The 16,298-nt window shown below is 72.2% G+C and carries 11 protein-coding genes; 9 read left to right on the forward strand and 2 right to left on the reverse strand.

The window, feature by feature from the left end:
* A partial coding sequence (locus ACIRF8_RS32375; RefSeq protein WP_404220699.1) for a homocysteine S-methyltransferase family protein occupies window positions 1-1,496 on the reverse strand: 1,496 nt, incomplete at its 3' end.
* A 304-nt stretch (window positions 1,497-1,800) separates the two neighbouring features.
* Here ACIRF8_RS32375 and ACIRF8_RS32380 point away from each other — a divergent pair.
* The 9 genes from ACIRF8_RS32380 (at window position 1,801) to ACIRF8_RS32420 (ending at window position 13,117) form a co-directional block, all read left to right on the forward strand.
* A complete protein-coding gene (locus ACIRF8_RS32380; RefSeq protein ID WP_404220701.1) occupies window positions 1,801-2,574 on the forward strand; it encodes an IclR family transcriptional regulator in 774 nt (257 codons plus the stop codon).
* Window positions 2,575-2,929: 355 nt separating this feature from the next.
* On the forward strand, window positions 2,930-3,721 hold the full coding sequence (locus ACIRF8_RS32385) for an MIP/aquaporin family protein (protein WP_404220703.1): 792 nt from the start codon (window positions 2,930-2,932) through the stop codon (window positions 3,719-3,721).
* 57 nt (window positions 3,722-3,778) lie between these two features.
* Entirely contained in the window at window positions 3,779-5,326 is a 1,548-nt protein-coding gene (glpK, locus tag ACIRF8_RS32390) for a glycerol kinase GlpK (RefSeq protein WP_404220705.1), read from the forward strand.
* A gap of 9 nt (window positions 5,327-5,335) precedes the next feature.
* Complete coding sequence (locus ACIRF8_RS32395) at window positions 5,336-6,949, forward strand: FAD-dependent oxidoreductase (RefSeq protein ID WP_404220707.1); 1,614 nt, start codon at window positions 5,336-5,338, stop codon at window positions 6,947-6,949.
* A 121-nt stretch (window positions 6,950-7,070) separates the two neighbouring features.
* A complete protein-coding gene (locus tag ACIRF8_RS32400; protein WP_404220709.1) occupies window positions 7,071-8,189 on the forward strand; it encodes an LLM class flavin-dependent oxidoreductase in 1,119 nt (372 codons plus the stop codon).
* 90 nt (window positions 8,190-8,279) lie between these two features.
* Window positions 8,280-9,338, forward strand: coding sequence for an LLM class flavin-dependent oxidoreductase (locus tag ACIRF8_RS32405; RefSeq protein WP_404220711.1), 1,059 nt, complete (start codon window positions 8,280-8,282; stop codon window positions 9,336-9,338).
* Between the two features lie 84 nt (window positions 9,339-9,422).
* Window positions 9,423-10,094, forward strand: coding sequence for a FadR/GntR family transcriptional regulator (locus tag ACIRF8_RS32410; RefSeq protein WP_404220713.1), 672 nt, complete (start codon window positions 9,423-9,425; stop codon window positions 10,092-10,094).
* A 143-nt stretch (window positions 10,095-10,237) separates the two neighbouring features.
* Window positions 10,238-11,203, forward strand: coding sequence for a PAC2 family protein (locus ACIRF8_RS32415; protein WP_404220715.1), 966 nt, complete (start codon window positions 10,238-10,240; stop codon window positions 11,201-11,203).
* Between the two features lie 189 nt (window positions 11,204-11,392).
* Window positions 11,393-13,117: a S8 family serine peptidase gene (locus tag ACIRF8_RS32420; RefSeq protein WP_404220717.1), complete on the forward strand. Its 1,725-nt coding sequence runs from the start codon at window positions 11,393-11,395 to the stop codon at window positions 13,115-13,117.
* A 13-nt stretch (window positions 13,118-13,130) separates the two neighbouring features.
* Here ACIRF8_RS32420 and ACIRF8_RS32425 read toward each other — a convergent pair whose 3' ends face one another.
* The gene (locus ACIRF8_RS32425; protein WP_404220719.1) at window positions 13,131-16,202 is read right to left on the reverse strand and encodes an NPCBM/NEW2 domain-containing protein; all 3,072 of its coding nucleotides are present in this window, start codon (window positions 16,200-16,202) and stop codon (window positions 13,131-13,133) included.
* Between the last annotated feature and the right edge of the window lie 96 nt (window positions 16,203-16,298).

Raw genomic sequence — 16,298 nt, forward strand, 5'->3', positions numbered from 1 at the left:
GCGATCAGGCGCTCGGCGATGGCGACCTTGTGCTCGACCGTGCGGGCCTGGCCCTCCTCGTCGATGGTCAGCGCGATCAGCGCCGCCCCATGCTCGCGCGCCAACTGCGTGACCTTCGCGAAACGCGACTCGGGCCCGTCCCCGTCCTCGTAGTTGACCGAGTTGATGACCGCGCGTCCGCCCAGCTTCTCCAGCCCCGCCCGCAACACGGGGACCTCGGTGGAGTCGAGCACGACGGGCAGGGTGGAGGCGGTCGCGAACCGGCCGGCCAGCTCCTCCATGTCGGCCACACCGTCCCGGCCCACGTAGTCCACGCACAGGTCGAGCATGTGCGCGCCCTCGCGGATCTGGTCGCGGGCCATCTCCACACAGTCGTCCCAGCGGCCCTCCAGCATCGCCTGGCGGAACTTCTTCGACCCGTTGGCGTTCGTCCGCTCACCGATCGCCAGATACGCCGTGTCCTGCCGGAACGGCACCGACTGGTACAACGACGACGCGCCGGGCTCCGGACGCGGATCGCGCCGCGCGGGCTCCGCGCCGCGCACCCGCTCCACGACCTGCCGCAGATGCTCGGGTGTCGTTCCGCAGCAGCCGCCGACCAGCGACAACCCGTACTCGCGCACGAACGTCTCCTGCGCGTCCGCCAACTCCTCGGCGGAGAGCGGGTAGTGCGCGCCGTCCTTGGTCAGCACGGGCAGGCCCGCGTTGGGCATGGCCGAGATCGGGATGCGGGAGTGGCGGGAGAGGTAGCGCAGGTGCTCGCTCATCTCGGCCGGGCCCGTCGCGCAGTTCAGGCCGATCATGTCGATGCCCAGCGGCTCCAGGGCGGTCAGCGCCGCGCCGATCTCGGAGCCGAGGAGCATGGTGCCGGTCGTCTCGACGGTCACCGAGCAGATGACGGGGAGGTTCGTGCCGGTGGCCTCCAGGGCCCGGCGGGCGCCGATGACCGAGGCCTTCGTCTGGAGGAGGTCCTGGGTCGTCTCGACAAGCAGCGCGTCGGCGCCGCCCGCGATCAGCCCCTCCGCGTTGCGCTGGTAGGCGTCGCGCAGGACCGTGTACGGGGCGTGGCCGAGGGTGGGCAGCTTGGTGCCGGGGCCCATCGAGCCGAGGACCCAGCGCTGCTGCCCGGTGGAGGCGGTGAACGCGTCGGCGACCTCGCGGGCGACGCGGGCGCCGGACTCGGAGAGTTCGAAGACGCGGTCGGCGATGTCGTACTCGCCGAGCGCCGCGTGGTTCGCACCGAACGTATTGGTCTCCACGCAGTCGACGCCGACCTCGAAGTAGGCCTCGTGCACGGAGCGCACGATGTCGGGGCGCGTGACGTTCAGGATCTCGTTGCAGCCCTCGAGCTGCTGGAAGTCCTCAAGGGTCGGCTCCTGCGCCTGCAACATGGTGCCCATGGCGCCGTCGGCCACCACGACGCGGGTGGCGAGGGCTTCGCGGAGGGCGTCCACGCGGGCGCGGGCATCGGCGGCGGGCGTTGGCAACGAGGCCATGAATGTGCTCCCTGAGGTGCGACGGCTGTCGGCTTTGCGGCTCCACTGCTGGAGGCGCACCCGGCCAGGGTAGCCGGGACGAAGGCACCCTCGTCAGAGCGTCCACCGGGTGGAACGCCGGTCGGCGCAACCTCGTCACACGGTCGCCACACTGGCCGGGAGCGGCCCCTGACAGGTGACGGGCCGAAATATAGGCTCACGCCGCATTAGCAGGAGGTCGGCAACGACCGATACTGTTCAGCATTGTCGAACGTTGCTGGGCGACCCGCGTCGCGTGAGGGAACCGAGGGAGGAAGGGGCTGCGATGGCACGCAACATCCAGTCGCTCGAACGGGCCGCGGCGATGCTCCGGCTCCTCGCGGGTGGGGAGCGGCGGCTCGGCCTCTCCGACATCGCCTCCGCCGTGGGCCTCGCCAAGGGTACGGCCCACGGCATCCTGCGCACGCTCCAGGCCGAGGGCTTCGTCGAGCAGGACGCGGCCTCGGGCCGCTACCAGCTCGGCGCGGAGCTGCTGCGGCTGGGGAACAGCTACCTGGACGTGCACGAGCTGCGGGCGCGCGCCCTGGTGTGGACGGACGACCTGGCCCGTTCCAGCGGGGAGGCCGTGTACCTGGGCGTGCTGCACCAGCAGGGCGTGCTGATCGTGCACCACGTCTTCCGGCCCGACGACAGCCGGCAGGTCCTGGAGGTCGGGGCGATGCAGCCGCTGCACTCGACGGCTCTGGGCAAGGTGTTGTCGGCGTACGACCCGGTGGCGCACAGCGAGGTCATGGAGACCGACCTCAAGGAGTTCACGGCGCGGACGGTCGGCTCCCTGGAGGGCTTCGAGGCGGTGCTCGACCTGACCCGCGCGCGTGGGTACGCGGAGGACGTCGAGGAGACCTGGGAGGGGGTCGCCTCGGTCGCGGCCCCGATCCACGACCGGCACCGGATGCCGGTGGGGGCGGTCGGCATCACCGGCGCGGTCGAGCGGGTCTGCAAGGCCGACGACCCGGGTGCGCTGCGCCCGGAGCTGATCGCCGCCGTGCGCGACTGCGCGCGGGCCGTCTCCCGTGATCTGGGTGCCAGCCGCTTCTGAGCGTCCGCTCCCCGCGCCCCTCCCGCCCGTTACGCCCCGTCTCCGGACGGGGCTGTCGCGTCTCGGGGTGCAGGAGCCGCCTTTCCGCGCGACGATCGAGGCACGTCCATGACCGCGGAGTCACCGATAAGCAGGATCTATCAATAACGATCGTGCTTTGGATAACAGAACCCTTGACGATCGAGTAACCCCGGAGTGAGACTCGCGTCCATCGGTCGGCATTGTCGAACACCTAACGGCAATACGCGTTAGAGTGTGGCGAGGCCAGGCCGAAACCGCCCTCACTGGAGGGCGCGGACCACCGGAGGGATTCGGGGTTCGGTTTTCCCCTGGACGAAGGACAAAGGAGTCGCGGGTGTCCAGCTCCGACATCTTCATCGGCGAGACCATCGGTACCGCCGTGCTCATCCTGCTCGGCGGCGGCGTCTGCGCCGCCGTCACTTTCAAGCGCTCGAAGGCGTACGAGGCCGGCTGGGTCGCCATCGCCTTCGGTTGGGGCTTCGCGGTCCTGACCGGCGCCTACCTCGCGGGCGGCGTCTCCGGCGCCCACCTGAACCCCGCGGTCACCATCGGCCTCGCCATCGAGGGCGGCACCAAGTGGAGCGACGTACCGCTCTATCTGGGCTCGCAGCTCCTCGGTGCCATGATCGGCGCCGTGCTGGTCTGGGCGACGTACTACGGGCAGTTCCGCGCCCACCTGACCGACCCGGAGATCATCGCCGCGCAGCCGGCCGACGAGGGCCTGGTCGACCAGAAGGCCGCGCCGAAGGCGGGCCCCGTGCTCGGTGTCTTCTCGACGGGTCCGGAGATCCGCAACGCCGCGCAGAACCTGATCACGGAGATCATCGCGACGGTCGTCCTGGTCCTCGCGATCCTCACGCAGGGCCTGAACGACGGCGGCAACGGCCTGGGCACCCTCGGCGCCCTGATCACCGCACTCGTCGTCGTCGGCATCGGTCTCTCGCTCGGCGGCCCCACGGGCTACGCGATCAACCCGGTCCGTGACCTCGGTCCGCGCATCGTGCACGCGCTGCTGCCGCTGCCCAACAAGGGCGGTTCCGACTGGTCGTACGCCTGGATCCCGATCGCGGGACCGCTGATCGGCGGCGCCATAGCCGGTGGCCTCTACAACATCGCGTTCAAGTAGGCGCCCGGCACCGCGAGCACCCCGCCCGAGCACCGAGAACTTTTTCAGGAGCACCCCGTGACCGACGCACACACCGCAGGACCCTTCATCGCGGCGATCGACCAGGGCACCACGTCCAGCCGCTGCATCGTCTTCGACAGGGACGGCCGCATCGTCTCCGTCGACCAGAAGGAACACGAGCAGATCTTCCCGAAGCCGGGCTGGGTCGAGCACGACGCGAACGAGATCTGGGCCAACGTCCAGGAGGTCGTCGCCAGCGCCGTCTCCAAGGCCGGCATCACCCGCGACGACATCAAGGCCATCGGCATCACCAACCAGCGCGAGACGACGCTGCTCTGGGACAAGAACACCGGTGAGCCCGTCCACAACGCCATCGTCTGGCAGGACACCCGCACCGACGCCCTGTGCCGGGAGCTCGGCCGCAACGTAGGCCAGGACCGCTTCCGGCGCGAGACCGGCCTGCCGCTGGCCTCCTACTTCGCCGGGCCCAAGGCCCGCTGGCTGCTCGACAACGTCGAGGGTCTTCGCGAGCGCGCCGAGGCGGGCGACATCCTCTTCGGCACGATGGACTCCTGGGTCATCTGGAACCTGACCGGCGGCGCCGACGGCGGCCGGCACGTCACCGACGTGACCAACGCCTCGCGCACCATGCTGATGAACCTGCACAAGATGGAGTGGGACGAGCGCATCTGCTCCTCCATCGGCGTGCCCACGAACATGCTGCCCGAGATCCGCTCCTCCGCCGAGGTCTACGGCGAGGTCACCGGCGGCAAGCTCGGCGACCTGCTGGGCGGCGTCCCCGTCGCGTCCGCGCTCGGCGACCAGCAGGCGGCCCTGTTCGGCCAGACCTGTTTCGCCGAGGGCGAGGCCAAGTCGACCTACGGCACCGGCACCTTCATGCTCATCAACACCGGTGACAAGGCCATCAACTCCTACTCCGGCCTGCTGACCACGGTCGGCTACCAGATCGGCGACCAGAAGCCGGTCTACGCCCTGGAGGGCTCCATCGCGGTCACCGGTTCGCTGGTGCAGTGGATGCGCGACCAGATGGGCCTCATCAAGTCCGCCGCCGAGATCGAGACGCTCGCGTCGTCGGTCGAGGACAACGGCGGCGCCTACTTCGTGCCGGCCTTCTCCGGTCTGTTCGCCCCGTACTGGCGCCCCGACGCCCGCGGTGTGATCACCGGTCTGACCCGGTACGTCACCAAGGCGCACATCGCGCGCGCCGTCCTGGAGGCCACGGCCTGGCAGACCCGTGAGATCAGCGACGCCATGACGAAGGACTCCGGCGTCGAGCTCACGGCCCTCAAGGTCGACGGCGGCATGACCTCCAACAACCTGCTGATGCAGACCCTCTCGGACTTCCTGGACGCCCCCGTGGTGCGCCCGATGGTGGCCGAGACGACCTGCCTCGGTGCCGCCTACGCCGCCGGTCTCGCCGTCGGCTTCTGGTCCAGCACCGACGACCTGCGTGCCAACTGGCGCCGGGCCGCCGAGTGGACCCCCCGCATGGACGCGGATGTCCGCAACCGTGAGTACAAGAGCTGGCTCAAGGCCGTCGAACGGTCCATGGGCTGGCTCGAAGACAGCTCTGTCGAGGAGTAACACCCCACCATGAGTAAGTCCACCCTGCAGACCGTGCCTGCCCTCGGAACGCACCCGGCCGCCGGCTCCAACCCGAGCCGCGCCGAGACCCGCGAGCAGCTTTCCAAGGCGACGTACGACCTCCTGGTGATCGGCGGCGGCATCCTGGGCATCTCCACTGCCTGGCACGCGGCGCAGTCCGGTCTCAGGGTGGCCCTGGTCGACGCCGGTGACTTCGCCGGCGCGACCTCCTCCGCCTCGTCCAAGCTGCTCCACGGAGGTCTGCGCTACCTCCAGACCGGCGCGGTGAAGCTCGTCGCGGAGAACCACTTCGAGCGGCGCGCGGTCTCCCGGAACGTGGCGCCGCACCTCGCCAACCCGCTCACCTTCTACCTGCCCGTCTACAAGGGCGGCCCGCACGGCGCGGCCAAGCTGGGCGCGGGCGTCTTCGCGTACAGCGCGCTGTCGGCGTTCGGCGACGGGGTCGGGCACCTGCTCTCCCCCGCCAAGGCGCAGCAGGACGTGCCCGAGCTGCGGACCGAGAACCTGAAGGCCGTGGCCGTCTACGGCGACGACCAGATGAACGACGCGCGCATGGCGCTGATGACGGTGCGCGCCGCCGTCGACGCCGGTGCCGTCGTCCTCAACCACGCCGAGGTCACGGGCCTGCGCTTCACCAAGGGCCGGGTCACGGGCGCGGAGCTGAAGGACCGTACGAGCGGCGACGAGTTCGGTGTGAACGCCCGCCTCGTGCTCAACGCGACCGGCCCCTGGGTCGACCACCTGCGCACGATGGAGGACCCGGACGCGGCCCCCTCCATCCGCCTGTCCAAGGGCGCGCACCTGGTCCTGAAGCGGACCTCGCCCTGGAAGGCGGCGCTCGCCACCCCGATCGACAAGTACCGCATCACCTTCGCCCTCCCCTGGGAGGACATGCTGCTCCTCGGCACGACCGACGAGGAGTACGAGGGCGACCCGGCGGACGTCTCGGTCACCGAGAAGGACGTCGACCAGATCCTGGACGAGGCCGCCTTCTCCGTACGCGACCAGCAGTTGCAGCGGGACCTCATCACGTACTCGTTCGCCGGTCTGCGGGTGCTGCCCGGCGGCCCCGGCGACACCTCGAAGGCCAAGCGCGAGACGGTCGTCACCGAGGGCCGGGCGGGCATGCTGTCCGTCGCGGGCGGCAAGTGGACGACGTTCCGGCACATCGGCCGTACGGTGATGAAGAAGCTGGAGTCGCTGCCCGGGCACCCGCTCGGCGACGGTTTCGAGCCCGTCAAGGAGCTGCCGAAGCGGCTGCCGCTGCCGGGTGTCGCCAACCCGCGGGCCGTCGAGCACCGCCTCCTGGTGGACAGCCCGGAGCCCGGATCGCGGATGGCCGCCGACACCGCGAGGCACCTGGCGACGCACTACGGTTCGCTGGCCTTCGACATCGCGCGCCTGGCCAACGAGAACCCGGAGCTGGGCGAGCGGGTGCACCCGGACGCGCCGGAGATCTGGGCGCAGGTCGCCTACGCGCGCGACCACGAGTGGGCCGAGACCCCCGACGACGTGCTGCGCCGCCGCACCACCCTGACGATCCGGGGCCTGGCCACGGACGAGGTGCGCGGCAAGGTGCAGGCCCTTCTCGAAGAGAAGTAGGACGGGCCCCCGGGCTTCGAGGTGAGGGGCGGCTCCCCCGGGAGCCGCCCCTCCCGCGTGTCCGGGCGCACTGCCATACGGCGTACATACATCCGCAACGTCCGGGCGTGAGAGTGGAGGTATGCCTCCGGTTCCGCTCTCCGTGCTCGATCTCGTGCCCGTGACCTCCGGCTCCGACGCGGCCGGCGCGCTGCGGGAGACCGTCCTGCTGGCGCGCGCCGCCGAGGAATTCGGCTACCGGCGCTACTGGCTCGCCGAGCACCATCTCAACCCCGGCGTCGCCGGGTCCGCGCCCGCGCTGGTCATCCAGGCGGTCGCGCGGGCGACGTCGCGGATCCGGGTCGGCTCGGGCGCGGTGCTGCTCGGGCACCGCACACCGCTGTCCGTGGTGGAGGAGTTCGGGATCCTCGACGCCTTCTTCCCCGGGCGGATCGATCTCGGGCTCGGCCGCTCGGGCCGGCCGCGCGGGGCGACGCCACCGGCGGCCGGCGCGGGGGAGGCGGGGCCGGGCGAGGGCACCTTCACGGACGAGGGGCTCTACGTCCCGCCCCCGTTCACCGGGTTCGGCAGGCTGGTGCGGTCGCCGCGCTTCGAACGGCAGGCGGAGCTGTTGCAGCAGCCTGGCGCGCGGACCCCGCCCTACGCCGACCAGCTCGCGGAACTGTTCGATCTGCTGGCCGGTACGTCACCGGGAGCGCGGGCGGTCCCCGGCGAGGGCGCCGACGTGGAGGTGTGGATCCTCGGCAGCAGCGGCGGCGAGAGCGCGGAGCTCGCCGGGGAGCGGGGGCTGCCGTTCGCGGCGAACTACCACGTCAGCCCGGGGACGGTACTGGAGGCGGTGGCGGCGTACCGCGCCGCGTTCAAGCCGTCGCCGGTGCTGGCCGAGCCCTACGTCGTGGTCTCGGCGGACGTGGTCGTGGGCGAGGACGACGCGACGGCGCGGGAGCTGGCCGCCGGGTACGCGCCGTGGGTGCGGTCCATCCGCAGCGGCGAGGGCGCCATCGCCTACCCGACGCCCGAGGAGGCGCGCCGGCACCGGTGGACCGACGAGGACCGGGAGTTGGTGGCCGACCGGGTCGACACCCAGTTCGTGGGCTCCGCGCGGACGGTCGCGGAACGCCTGGCGGTGCTGCGACGGGCCACCGGAGCGGACGAGTTGCTGGTGACGACGATCACGCACGACCACACCGACCGGGTGCGGTCCTACGAGCTGCTGGCGCGGGAGTGGGGGCTGCTGTGACCCGAAGGGCAGCGCCGTTCAGCACGTGCCGGACCCGAACACCGCGCGGCCGGCTCGGTCCCGCGCGGGCACAGTGAACGAGGGGACACCATGAAGTTCCAGGTCCTGTCCATCATCGGCCACGCACCGCACCCGCTCACGGGCGAACTGCCCTCCGCCGCCGAGCGGTTGGCGCAGGTCGTCGAGGTCGGCGCGGCGGCGGAGCGGCTCGGCTACGACGCGTACGCGGTCGGCGAGCGGCACGCGGGCGCGTTCCTGTCGTCGAGCCCGACCGTGGTGCTCGGCGCGCTCGCGGCGCGCACGACGCGGATCAAGCTGCTCACCGGGGTCACGGTCGTCGCGATCCTCGACCCGGTACGGGTCGCCGAGGACTACGCGACACTCGACCAACTCTCGCGAGGGCGGGTCGAGTTGGTGATCGGCAAGGGTGCGGAGGCGGGCCACTTCGAGCTGTTCGGCCTCGACGAGGCACGCCAGTGGGATCTCCAGCGGGAGAAGTACGAGCTGCTGCGCCGGCTGTGGACGGAGGAGGGCGTCGACTGGGAGGGCGAGTTCCGCCCGGCCCTGAAGGGGGTGACGACGGTGCCGCGCCCGTACGCGGGTCTCCCCCGCATCTGGCACGGCTCGGCGACCTCCCTCAACTCCCCCGAGCTGGCGGCCAGGCACGGCGATCCGCTGTTCACGGCGAACGCGATCCAGCCCCGGGCGGCGTACGCGAAGCTCATCGACCACTACCGGGAGCGGTTCGAGGCGTACGGCCACGACCCGGCGCGGGCGCACGTGGCGGCGGGCTCGGGCGGGCTGCTGATCGCGGACACGCACGAGCAGGCCGTCGCCCGGTACAAGAAGCTGTACGAGGCGAAGGTCGCCCAGTCCTTCAAGCCGCATCTGGCCGGGAAGGCCGGGTACAACACGCCGTTCCGCCGCATCGAGGACGCCATCGCGGACGGGCCCCAGCTCATCGGCTCGCCGCAGCAGATCATCGACAAGATCCTCGGGTACCACGAGGTGTACCGGCACGACCTCCAGTCGGTCACCGTCGACACCTTCGGACAGGGGACGAACGAGCAGATCGAGACGTTGCAGCGGTTCGCCGAGGAGATCGCGCCGGTCGTGCGCGCCGAGGCGCCCAGCTCACTGTGGGAGTGAGTCCGGCCCCCTCCTCCACGGCCACATAATGGTCCGGGACATCGGAGGTATCGGGCTCTCCGTGGAGGAGCAGAGGGGGCTGGCATGGCCGTCACCGACGAGGCCATCGAGAAGATCAAGGGCATGATCGTCTCGGGTGCCCTGCGCCCCGGTGACCGGCTCCCCAAGGAGAGCGAACTCGCCGCGGAACTCGGCCTGTCCCGCAACTCCCTGCGCGAGGCGGTACGCGCGCTGTCGCTCATCCGCATCCTGGACGTGCGCCAGGGCGACGGCACGTACGTCACGAGCCTCGATCCGCAGCTCCTGCTGGAGGCGCTGAGTTTCGTGGTCGACTTCCACCGCGACGACACGGTCCTCGAATTCCTCGCCGTGCGCCGCATCCTGGAGCCCGCGGCGACGGCGACGGCCGCCGCCCTGATCACCGACGAGCGGCTCGACGAGCTGACGGCGCGGCTCGACGCCCTGGGCGCGGAGCCGTCGGTGGAGGAGCTGGTCGCCGCGGACCTCGACTTCCACCGCGGCATCGTCGAGGCGGCCGGCAACTCGGTCCTGTGTTCCCTGCTCGACGGCCTGTCGGGGCCGACCACCCGGGCCCGTGTCTGGCGCGGCCTCACCCAGGAGGACGCGGTCGGCCGCACGCTGCGCGAGCACCGCGCGATCCTCGCGGCGCTGCGCGACCGTGACGCGGAGGCCGCCAGGTCGTGGGCGACGGTGCACATCGCGAGCGTGGAGCAGTGGCTGCGTTCGGCGCTGTGACGAAGGGGCCCGCGCCAGGTGGAGTGCGATCCTCCGTCCCGGGGCAGTGATCCGGCAGCCACCGGTTCCGGGGGCTGCGGAGGACCCCCGCGGACGCCGTAAGGTGGGCAGGTACGTGAGGGAACGTCGGAAGGAGGCGCTGGGTGATCGAGCTCGAGGGGGTTCCCGAGCTGGTCGACCCGGTCATGGTGGCCGCGTTCGAGGGCTGGAACGATGCCGGTGACGCCGCCTCCACCGCGGTCGCGCATCTCGACAAGGAGTGGAAGGGCGAGGTGTTCGCGGCGCTGGACGCCGAGGACTACTACGACTTCCAGGTCAACCGGCCCACGGTGTGGCTGGAGGACGGCGTGCGCAAGGTCACGTGGCCGACGACGCGGCTCTCGGTGGTCCGGGTCGGCGGCGAGAAACCGCGCGACCTGGTCCTCGTCCGGGGCATCGAGCCGTCCATGCGCTGGCGTTCGTTCTGCAACGAGATCCTCGGTTTCGCGCACGAGCTGGGCGTCGAGCTGGTCGTCATCCTGGGCGCGCTGCTCGGCGACACCCCGCACACGCGCCCCGTGCCGGTCTCCGGTGTCACGTCCGACGCGGACCTGGCCACGCGCATGGATCTGGAGGAGACCAAGTACGAGGGCCCGACGGGCATCGTCGGCATCCTCCAGGAGGCGTGCACGCATGCGGGCGTGCCCGCGGTCTCCCTGTGGGCGGCGGTGCCGCACTACGTGTCGCAGCCGCCGAACCCGAAGGCGACGCTGGCTCTCCTCAACCGCCTGGAGGACCTGATCGACCTGCGCATCCCGCTGGGCGAGCTGCCCGAGGACGCGCGGGCCTGGCAGGTGGGCGTGGACCAGTTGGCGGCGGAGGACAGCGAGGTCGCCGAGTACGTCCAGAGCCTGGAGGAGGCGCGGGACACGGCGGAGCTGCCCGAGGCGACCGGCGAGGCCATCGCCCGCGAGTTCGAGCGCTATCTGCGCCGCCGCGACCCGGGGGCTTCGCCGGGCGGGCACGCGACGGACGGCGGGGACGGTTCGTCCTACCTCCGGGACAATCCGAGTGGCCGCACCCGCCCGCCGAAGCCGCCGCGCCCGGAGAGCGACGACGGCGAGGAGTAGGGCGCGGAGCAGGGCGCACAGCAGCAGCGGGCGGGCGTCCGCGGTGCCGGGTGAACCGGTGCCGCGGGCGCCCGCCCTCGTCGTACCGCGCGGTCTGGACGGCCGGGCACGGCCGTAGCAGGGTGGCCCCGACGAGCGCGGCACAGGCGGACCCGTACGACCGGGCGGGGCGAGGGGAGCTGTGGGGCGATGACCGATCAGCACGGGGAACCGGTACGGGGCCCGGACGGGCCGGGGCCGGACGGCGCCGGGTTCGGCTATCGCGGGGCGCAGGAGGAACTGGTCGTGCTGGCCCGCCCGGAGGCCCTGCCGCGCGCCCGGCCGGACGGGGTGGGCTCGGCGGCGGGCGTGGACGTGTCGGCCCTGGCCACGTTCCTGGACGAGGAACAGCTCGCCCTGGAGCCGCTGTTCGGAGCGGGGGAAGGGCCGCGCGGCGCGGCCGGGGCGGACCTGCCCGACCTGGCCCTGTTCCACCGGGTGCGCGGCGGCGCGGGCCGCCTCGCGGAGTTGCGGGCCCGGATCGCGGCGCTGCCCGGCATCGACACGGCGTACGTGAAGCCGGGCGCGGTGCCCGCCGCCGCGCTCTCGGAGGAGTTCGGGCAGGCGCGGCGCGTCCCGGGCAAGCCGGCCCCGATCCCCGACCTCACCGCCCGGCAGGGCTACTTGGGCCCCGCGCCGCAGGGCGTCGACGCACACTGGGCGCGACAGCGGCTCGGCGGGAGCGGGGAGGGCGTCACCGTCGTCGACGTGGGAGGCGCCTGGCAGCTCGGGCACGAGAACCTGGCGGCGAGACCGGCCGGCCTCGTCGTCGGCGCGCCGGTCGAGGACGTGGCCTGGCGCAACCACGGCACCGCCGTTCTCGGGGTGCTCGGCGGCGACCGGGGCGAGCACGGGATCACCGGCATCGCACCGGAGGCCGCGCGGGCGGTGGCGTCGCTCCACGGCGTGGGCACGGCCGCGGCGATCCACGCGGCGGCCGGCCACCTCTCCCCCGGCGACATCGTCCTCGTCGGACTGCACCGGCCGGGTCCGCGGTTCGACTTCGCGGCGCGCGAGGACCAGCGCGGCTGCGTCGCGCTGGAGTGGTGGCCTGACGACTTCGCGGCGATCGCGCACGCGACGGCACGGGGTGTCGTGGTCGTCTGCGCGGCGGGCAACGGCGCCGAGTCGCTCGACGACGCGGTGTACGGGCGGCGCCCGGACGCGTTCCCGTCGTGGTGGCACAACCCGTTCGACCCGGCGAACCGGTCCTGCGGCGCGGTGCTCGTGGGCGCCGGGGCGCCACCCCCGGGCACGCACGGCCGCGATCACGGCCCGGACCGCTCCCGGCTCGCCTTCTCCAACCACGGCGCGCGCCTCGACGCCCAGTGCTGGGGCCGCGAGGTCACCACCACCGGCGGCTCCTGGGACCGGCCCGGCGACCTCCGGGGCGGTGACGAGGAGCGCGCCTGGTACACGGACACGTTCTCCGGCACGTCGTCCGCCGCCGCGACGGTCGCCGGGGCGCTCGCGTGTCTCCAGGGCATGCTCAAGGCGGGAGGGCGGCGCCCGATGACGTCGCAGCGGGCGCGTGAGGTGCTGCGGGCGACCGGCTCGCCGCAGCGGGACGCGCCCGGCAGGGCCGCCGCGGTGGAGCGGATCGGCGACCGGCCCGACCTGCGGGCGGCGGCCCTTCATGTACTGCCGTCGACGGTCGGTTCGGGCCGGGCGGAGCGGTACTGGGACGAGCTGATGCCGTATCCGCCCGAACTCCCGCCGCGTATCCGCCTGTTCGTGGCGGGGGACTGGCGCAACCTGACCGACCCGTCCCCCGAGATCCGCCAGGCGGTGTACGCCGCCTTCGCCCAGGGACGGCCCGATGTCCGTGTCTGGTTCTCGGACGACGAGGTCGTCGGCCTGGTGGTCACGGGCTGACGACCTCCTCGCGTCACCCCCCGCTCGCGCAGGCGAACTTCGCGGCTGCCCAGTCCCCGTGGTCCCCGGACTTGGAGCCGTTCGTGTCGGTCACCTTGAGCCGGACGTGCCGTGCGCCGGACACGTCCACGTCCACCGGTACGGCCGCCGAGGCGCCGGTCACCTTCGGCGAGGTCCACAGGACCGTGCCGTCGGCCTCGACGGAGAAGGCGACCTCCCCGTACCCGTTGATCTCGTCGTCGATCCCGGCGTCGGCGGTCAGCCTGGTGCACCGGCCCCCGAGGTAGAGCTCGATGTCGGAGTCGGCGTGGACGCCGATGCCCTTGGCGTACGTCTGTCCGGCGAGGGTCAGGGGGTGCCCGTCGGCGGCACCGGACTCGCCGTTGCTGCGGTCGCGTTCGGCGGGCCCGTACCCGTTGGTCGAGGTCAGCCAGGGCAGATCGCTCGCCCAGGCGTCCGCGGCGGGTGGCGGCGGCATCACGGAGACCCCGAAGTGCCCCTGTGCCGTGCGCTGTTGACCGGCGGCGCGGTAGCGGACCGACGCCGTGAGCGCCTGCTCCCCGGGGCGCGCCTCCCCGGCCGGGGTGACGGCGAGTTCGACGCGCCGGGTGGTGCCGGCCGGGACGCGGTCGACGGTCACGGCGTCACCGGCCCGCCAGCCGTCGGGCGCCGCGAGCGCCACGGAGACGTCCGTGGCGTCCTGGGTCCCGGCGGTGACGTCGACGGCGATCTTTCCGTCGGCGCCCGCGCCGACCTCCTGGCCCGCCGGGGCGCTCACCGCGGCGGCGGCGCCCGGCACGGCCCCGCCCACGGCGGCGGTGTCGCGCAGGTCGAGCGTGAAGGCGTGCCGGGTCGACTGCTTCCCGGTCTTCACGAGCACGACGCCGCCCCGGTCGTCCCGGTCGTAGAACCAGCCGCTCGCGGCCTTGTCGTACGCGCTCCTGGACGCGGCCGGGGTCAGTCTCCGCCCGTCGAGCCGGACCTGGCTCGGCGCGTCGGCGGTGTGCACGGTGAAGGAGTAGGGCCGCGCACTCTGCTTCCCGGTGAAGGTGCCCTTGCTCGCCCCGATCCGCACGCGTACGTCCCCGGCGCCGGACGGGGGCGCGTCGACCTCGGCGCGCTGGGTCGCGTAGGCGCCCTCGCGGTGGGCGCGCGTCACGCCGTCGTCCTCGTACAGCTCGAAGGAGGACGCGCCCTGCGGGTAGATGTCCCAGGCCAGCGGCGCGTCGGCGGTGCGGTCGGCGTACGAGCGGATGCCGGGCCACATCGGCACGGCGGCGCCGCCCTTCACGAACAGCGGGAGCGTGTCGAGCGGGGCGTCGTACCCGTCGAGCGTGACCGGGCCCCGGTGGACGCGGCCGGTCCAGTAGTCGGTCCAGGTGCCCTTGGGGAGGTAGATTCCGTCGCGCTCGGACCTGTCCTGGTAGACGGGCGCGACGAGCAGGTCCTCACCGGTCAGGAACTCGTACTTGGCGGCGTCCGTCGCGGCCTTCGGGTCGTCGGGGTATTCGAGCGCGAGCGGCCGCACGGCCCCCACCCCCGTCTTGGTCGCCTCGTGCGCGTACGCGTAGAGGTAGGGCAGCAGGGACTCGTGCAGCTTGAGGTACTTCCGGTTGATGCCGGTGTACGGCTCGCCCTGCCGGAACGGCTGCTTGTCGCTGGCCGCCCAGCCGTCCATCGTCATGGTCACCGGCAGCAGCGACTTCCACTGGAGGTCGCGTACGTACGTCTTGGGGCTGCCGCCGAAGATGCCGTCCACGTCGCCCGTCGTGTAGGCGAGCCCGGACATCGTGGCTCCGGCGTACGTGGGTATCTGCCAGCGGATGTAGTCCCAGGAGCCGGACTGGTCGCCCGACCACTGGACCCCGCAGCGCTGCGCGCCCGACCAGCTCTCGGGGGCCCAGGTGAAGCCGCGCGCTTCGGAGTTGTCCTCGATGCCCCGGTAGGCGGCCTTGCAGCCGTCGAGGGCGAACTTGTAGCCCTCACCGACCCAGGCCACATCGAGTTTGGCGACGCGCTGCCCGGCCTTGACCTGATCGGCGATTCTGTCGATGCCGTCCTCGGTCCACAGGCCGAGCTGGGTCTTGTTCGCCCGCAGCCCCTGCGCGGTCTCGGCCAGGTCCTCGTAGCCGCATCCGTAGCCGTCGTTGACGAGCATCCAGCCGAGCGGCATGTCGTTCTTCACGTACTGCTCGGAGACCTGCAGGGCGTCGAGGGTGTGGCGCTCGCCCCGGTTGGCGTTGTGCAGGTAGCAGTCCGCGTCACCGATCTCCAGGCCGTAGATCGGCGGCAGGAAGGGCTTGCCGGTCAGCTTCGTGTACTGCCCGATGACGTCCTTGGCCCGGTCGGAGCCGCTGCCCGCGAAGTAGTAGGCGTCGAAGCGGCGCTCCTTCGCGGCGGCCGTCACGGGTTCGCCGAAGGTGTACGTGCCCGGCGCGAAGGTGTTCCGGAAGACGCCGTACCCGGCCGTGGAGAGGTAGAACGGCACGGAGTTGGGGTGGCCGCCGTCGTCCCAGTCGTAGTCGACCTCGGCCTCGACGGTCTGCCCGCGCAGTGAGGTGTTGCCGCGCCCGTTCTGCATGCCGCCGCCGTAGAACTGCTCGTCGGCGCCGCGGTCGAGGGTCTGCGTCGTGCTGTCGGCGGTCCAGCGCAGCGGCGCACTCTCGGCCCACACGCGGGTGCCGTCGTGCCGGAAGAGGGCGAAGCGCAGCGGTGACTTGTAGGCGCGCAGGGTGACCCGGCTGCTGCTCAGCTCGTACCGGTCTCCCTTGTCCTGCCAGCGGGTGGCGGGCGGGCGGCCCTGCGGCAGGACGATGTCGTCGCCGGCCGGATCGGTGAACTTCCCGTCCGGCGCCAGCTCGATGCGGAAGGTCTCGGCGGAGACGAAACTGACGCGGGCCTCGGCGTCGCCGGCCTCGAAGGTGTAGCGGGAAGACCCGTCGGAGCGGAATCCGGTGACGGCTCCCACGGTGCCGCCCTCCTCGGCCCGCGCCTGCCCCGGCCCGGCGAAGGCGGCGGCGAGCCCGAGCAGCGCGACAGCGATCACTGTTCTGAGACGTCTGAGCGTGCTCAATGATGATTGCATGAGCAGTGTTTAGCGCAGAAACGAGCATCTGCCTAGAGGGCGGCCCAGCACGGGACAGCCCCTCCGGCGAGCGCCGGAGGGGCTGTCGTGACGACG

The organism is Streptomyces sp. NPDC102406, from assembly GCF_044765725.1.
GTDB lineage: Bacteria > Actinomycetota > Actinomycetes > Streptomycetales > Streptomycetaceae > Streptomyces.

Coding starts and splice junctions, on each gene's coding strand:
- ACIRF8_RS32405 (WP_404220711.1), top strand. CDS start 8,280: ATGAAGTTCCAGGTCCTGTCCATCATCGGCCACGCACCGCACCCGCTC.
- ACIRF8_RS32380 (WP_404220701.1), top strand. CDS start 1,801: ATGGCACGCAACATCCAGTCGCTCGAACGGGCCGCGGCGATGCTCCGG.
- ACIRF8_RS32400 (WP_404220709.1), top strand. CDS start 7,071: ATGCCTCCGGTTCCGCTCTCCGTGCTCGATCTCGTGCCCGTGACCTCC.
- ACIRF8_RS32410 (WP_404220713.1), top strand. CDS start 9,423: ATGGCCGTCACCGACGAGGCCATCGAGAAGATCAAGGGCATGATCGTC.
- ACIRF8_RS32395 (WP_404220707.1), top strand. CDS start 5,336: ATGAGTAAGTCCACCCTGCAGACCGTGCCTGCCCTCGGAACGCACCCG.
- ACIRF8_RS32425 (WP_404220719.1), bottom strand. CDS start 16,202: ATGCAATCATCATTGAGCACGCTCAGACGTCTCAGAACAGTGATCGCT.
- ACIRF8_RS32420 (WP_404220717.1), top strand. CDS start 11,393: ATGACCGATCAGCACGGGGAACCGGTACGGGGCCCGGACGGGCCGGGG.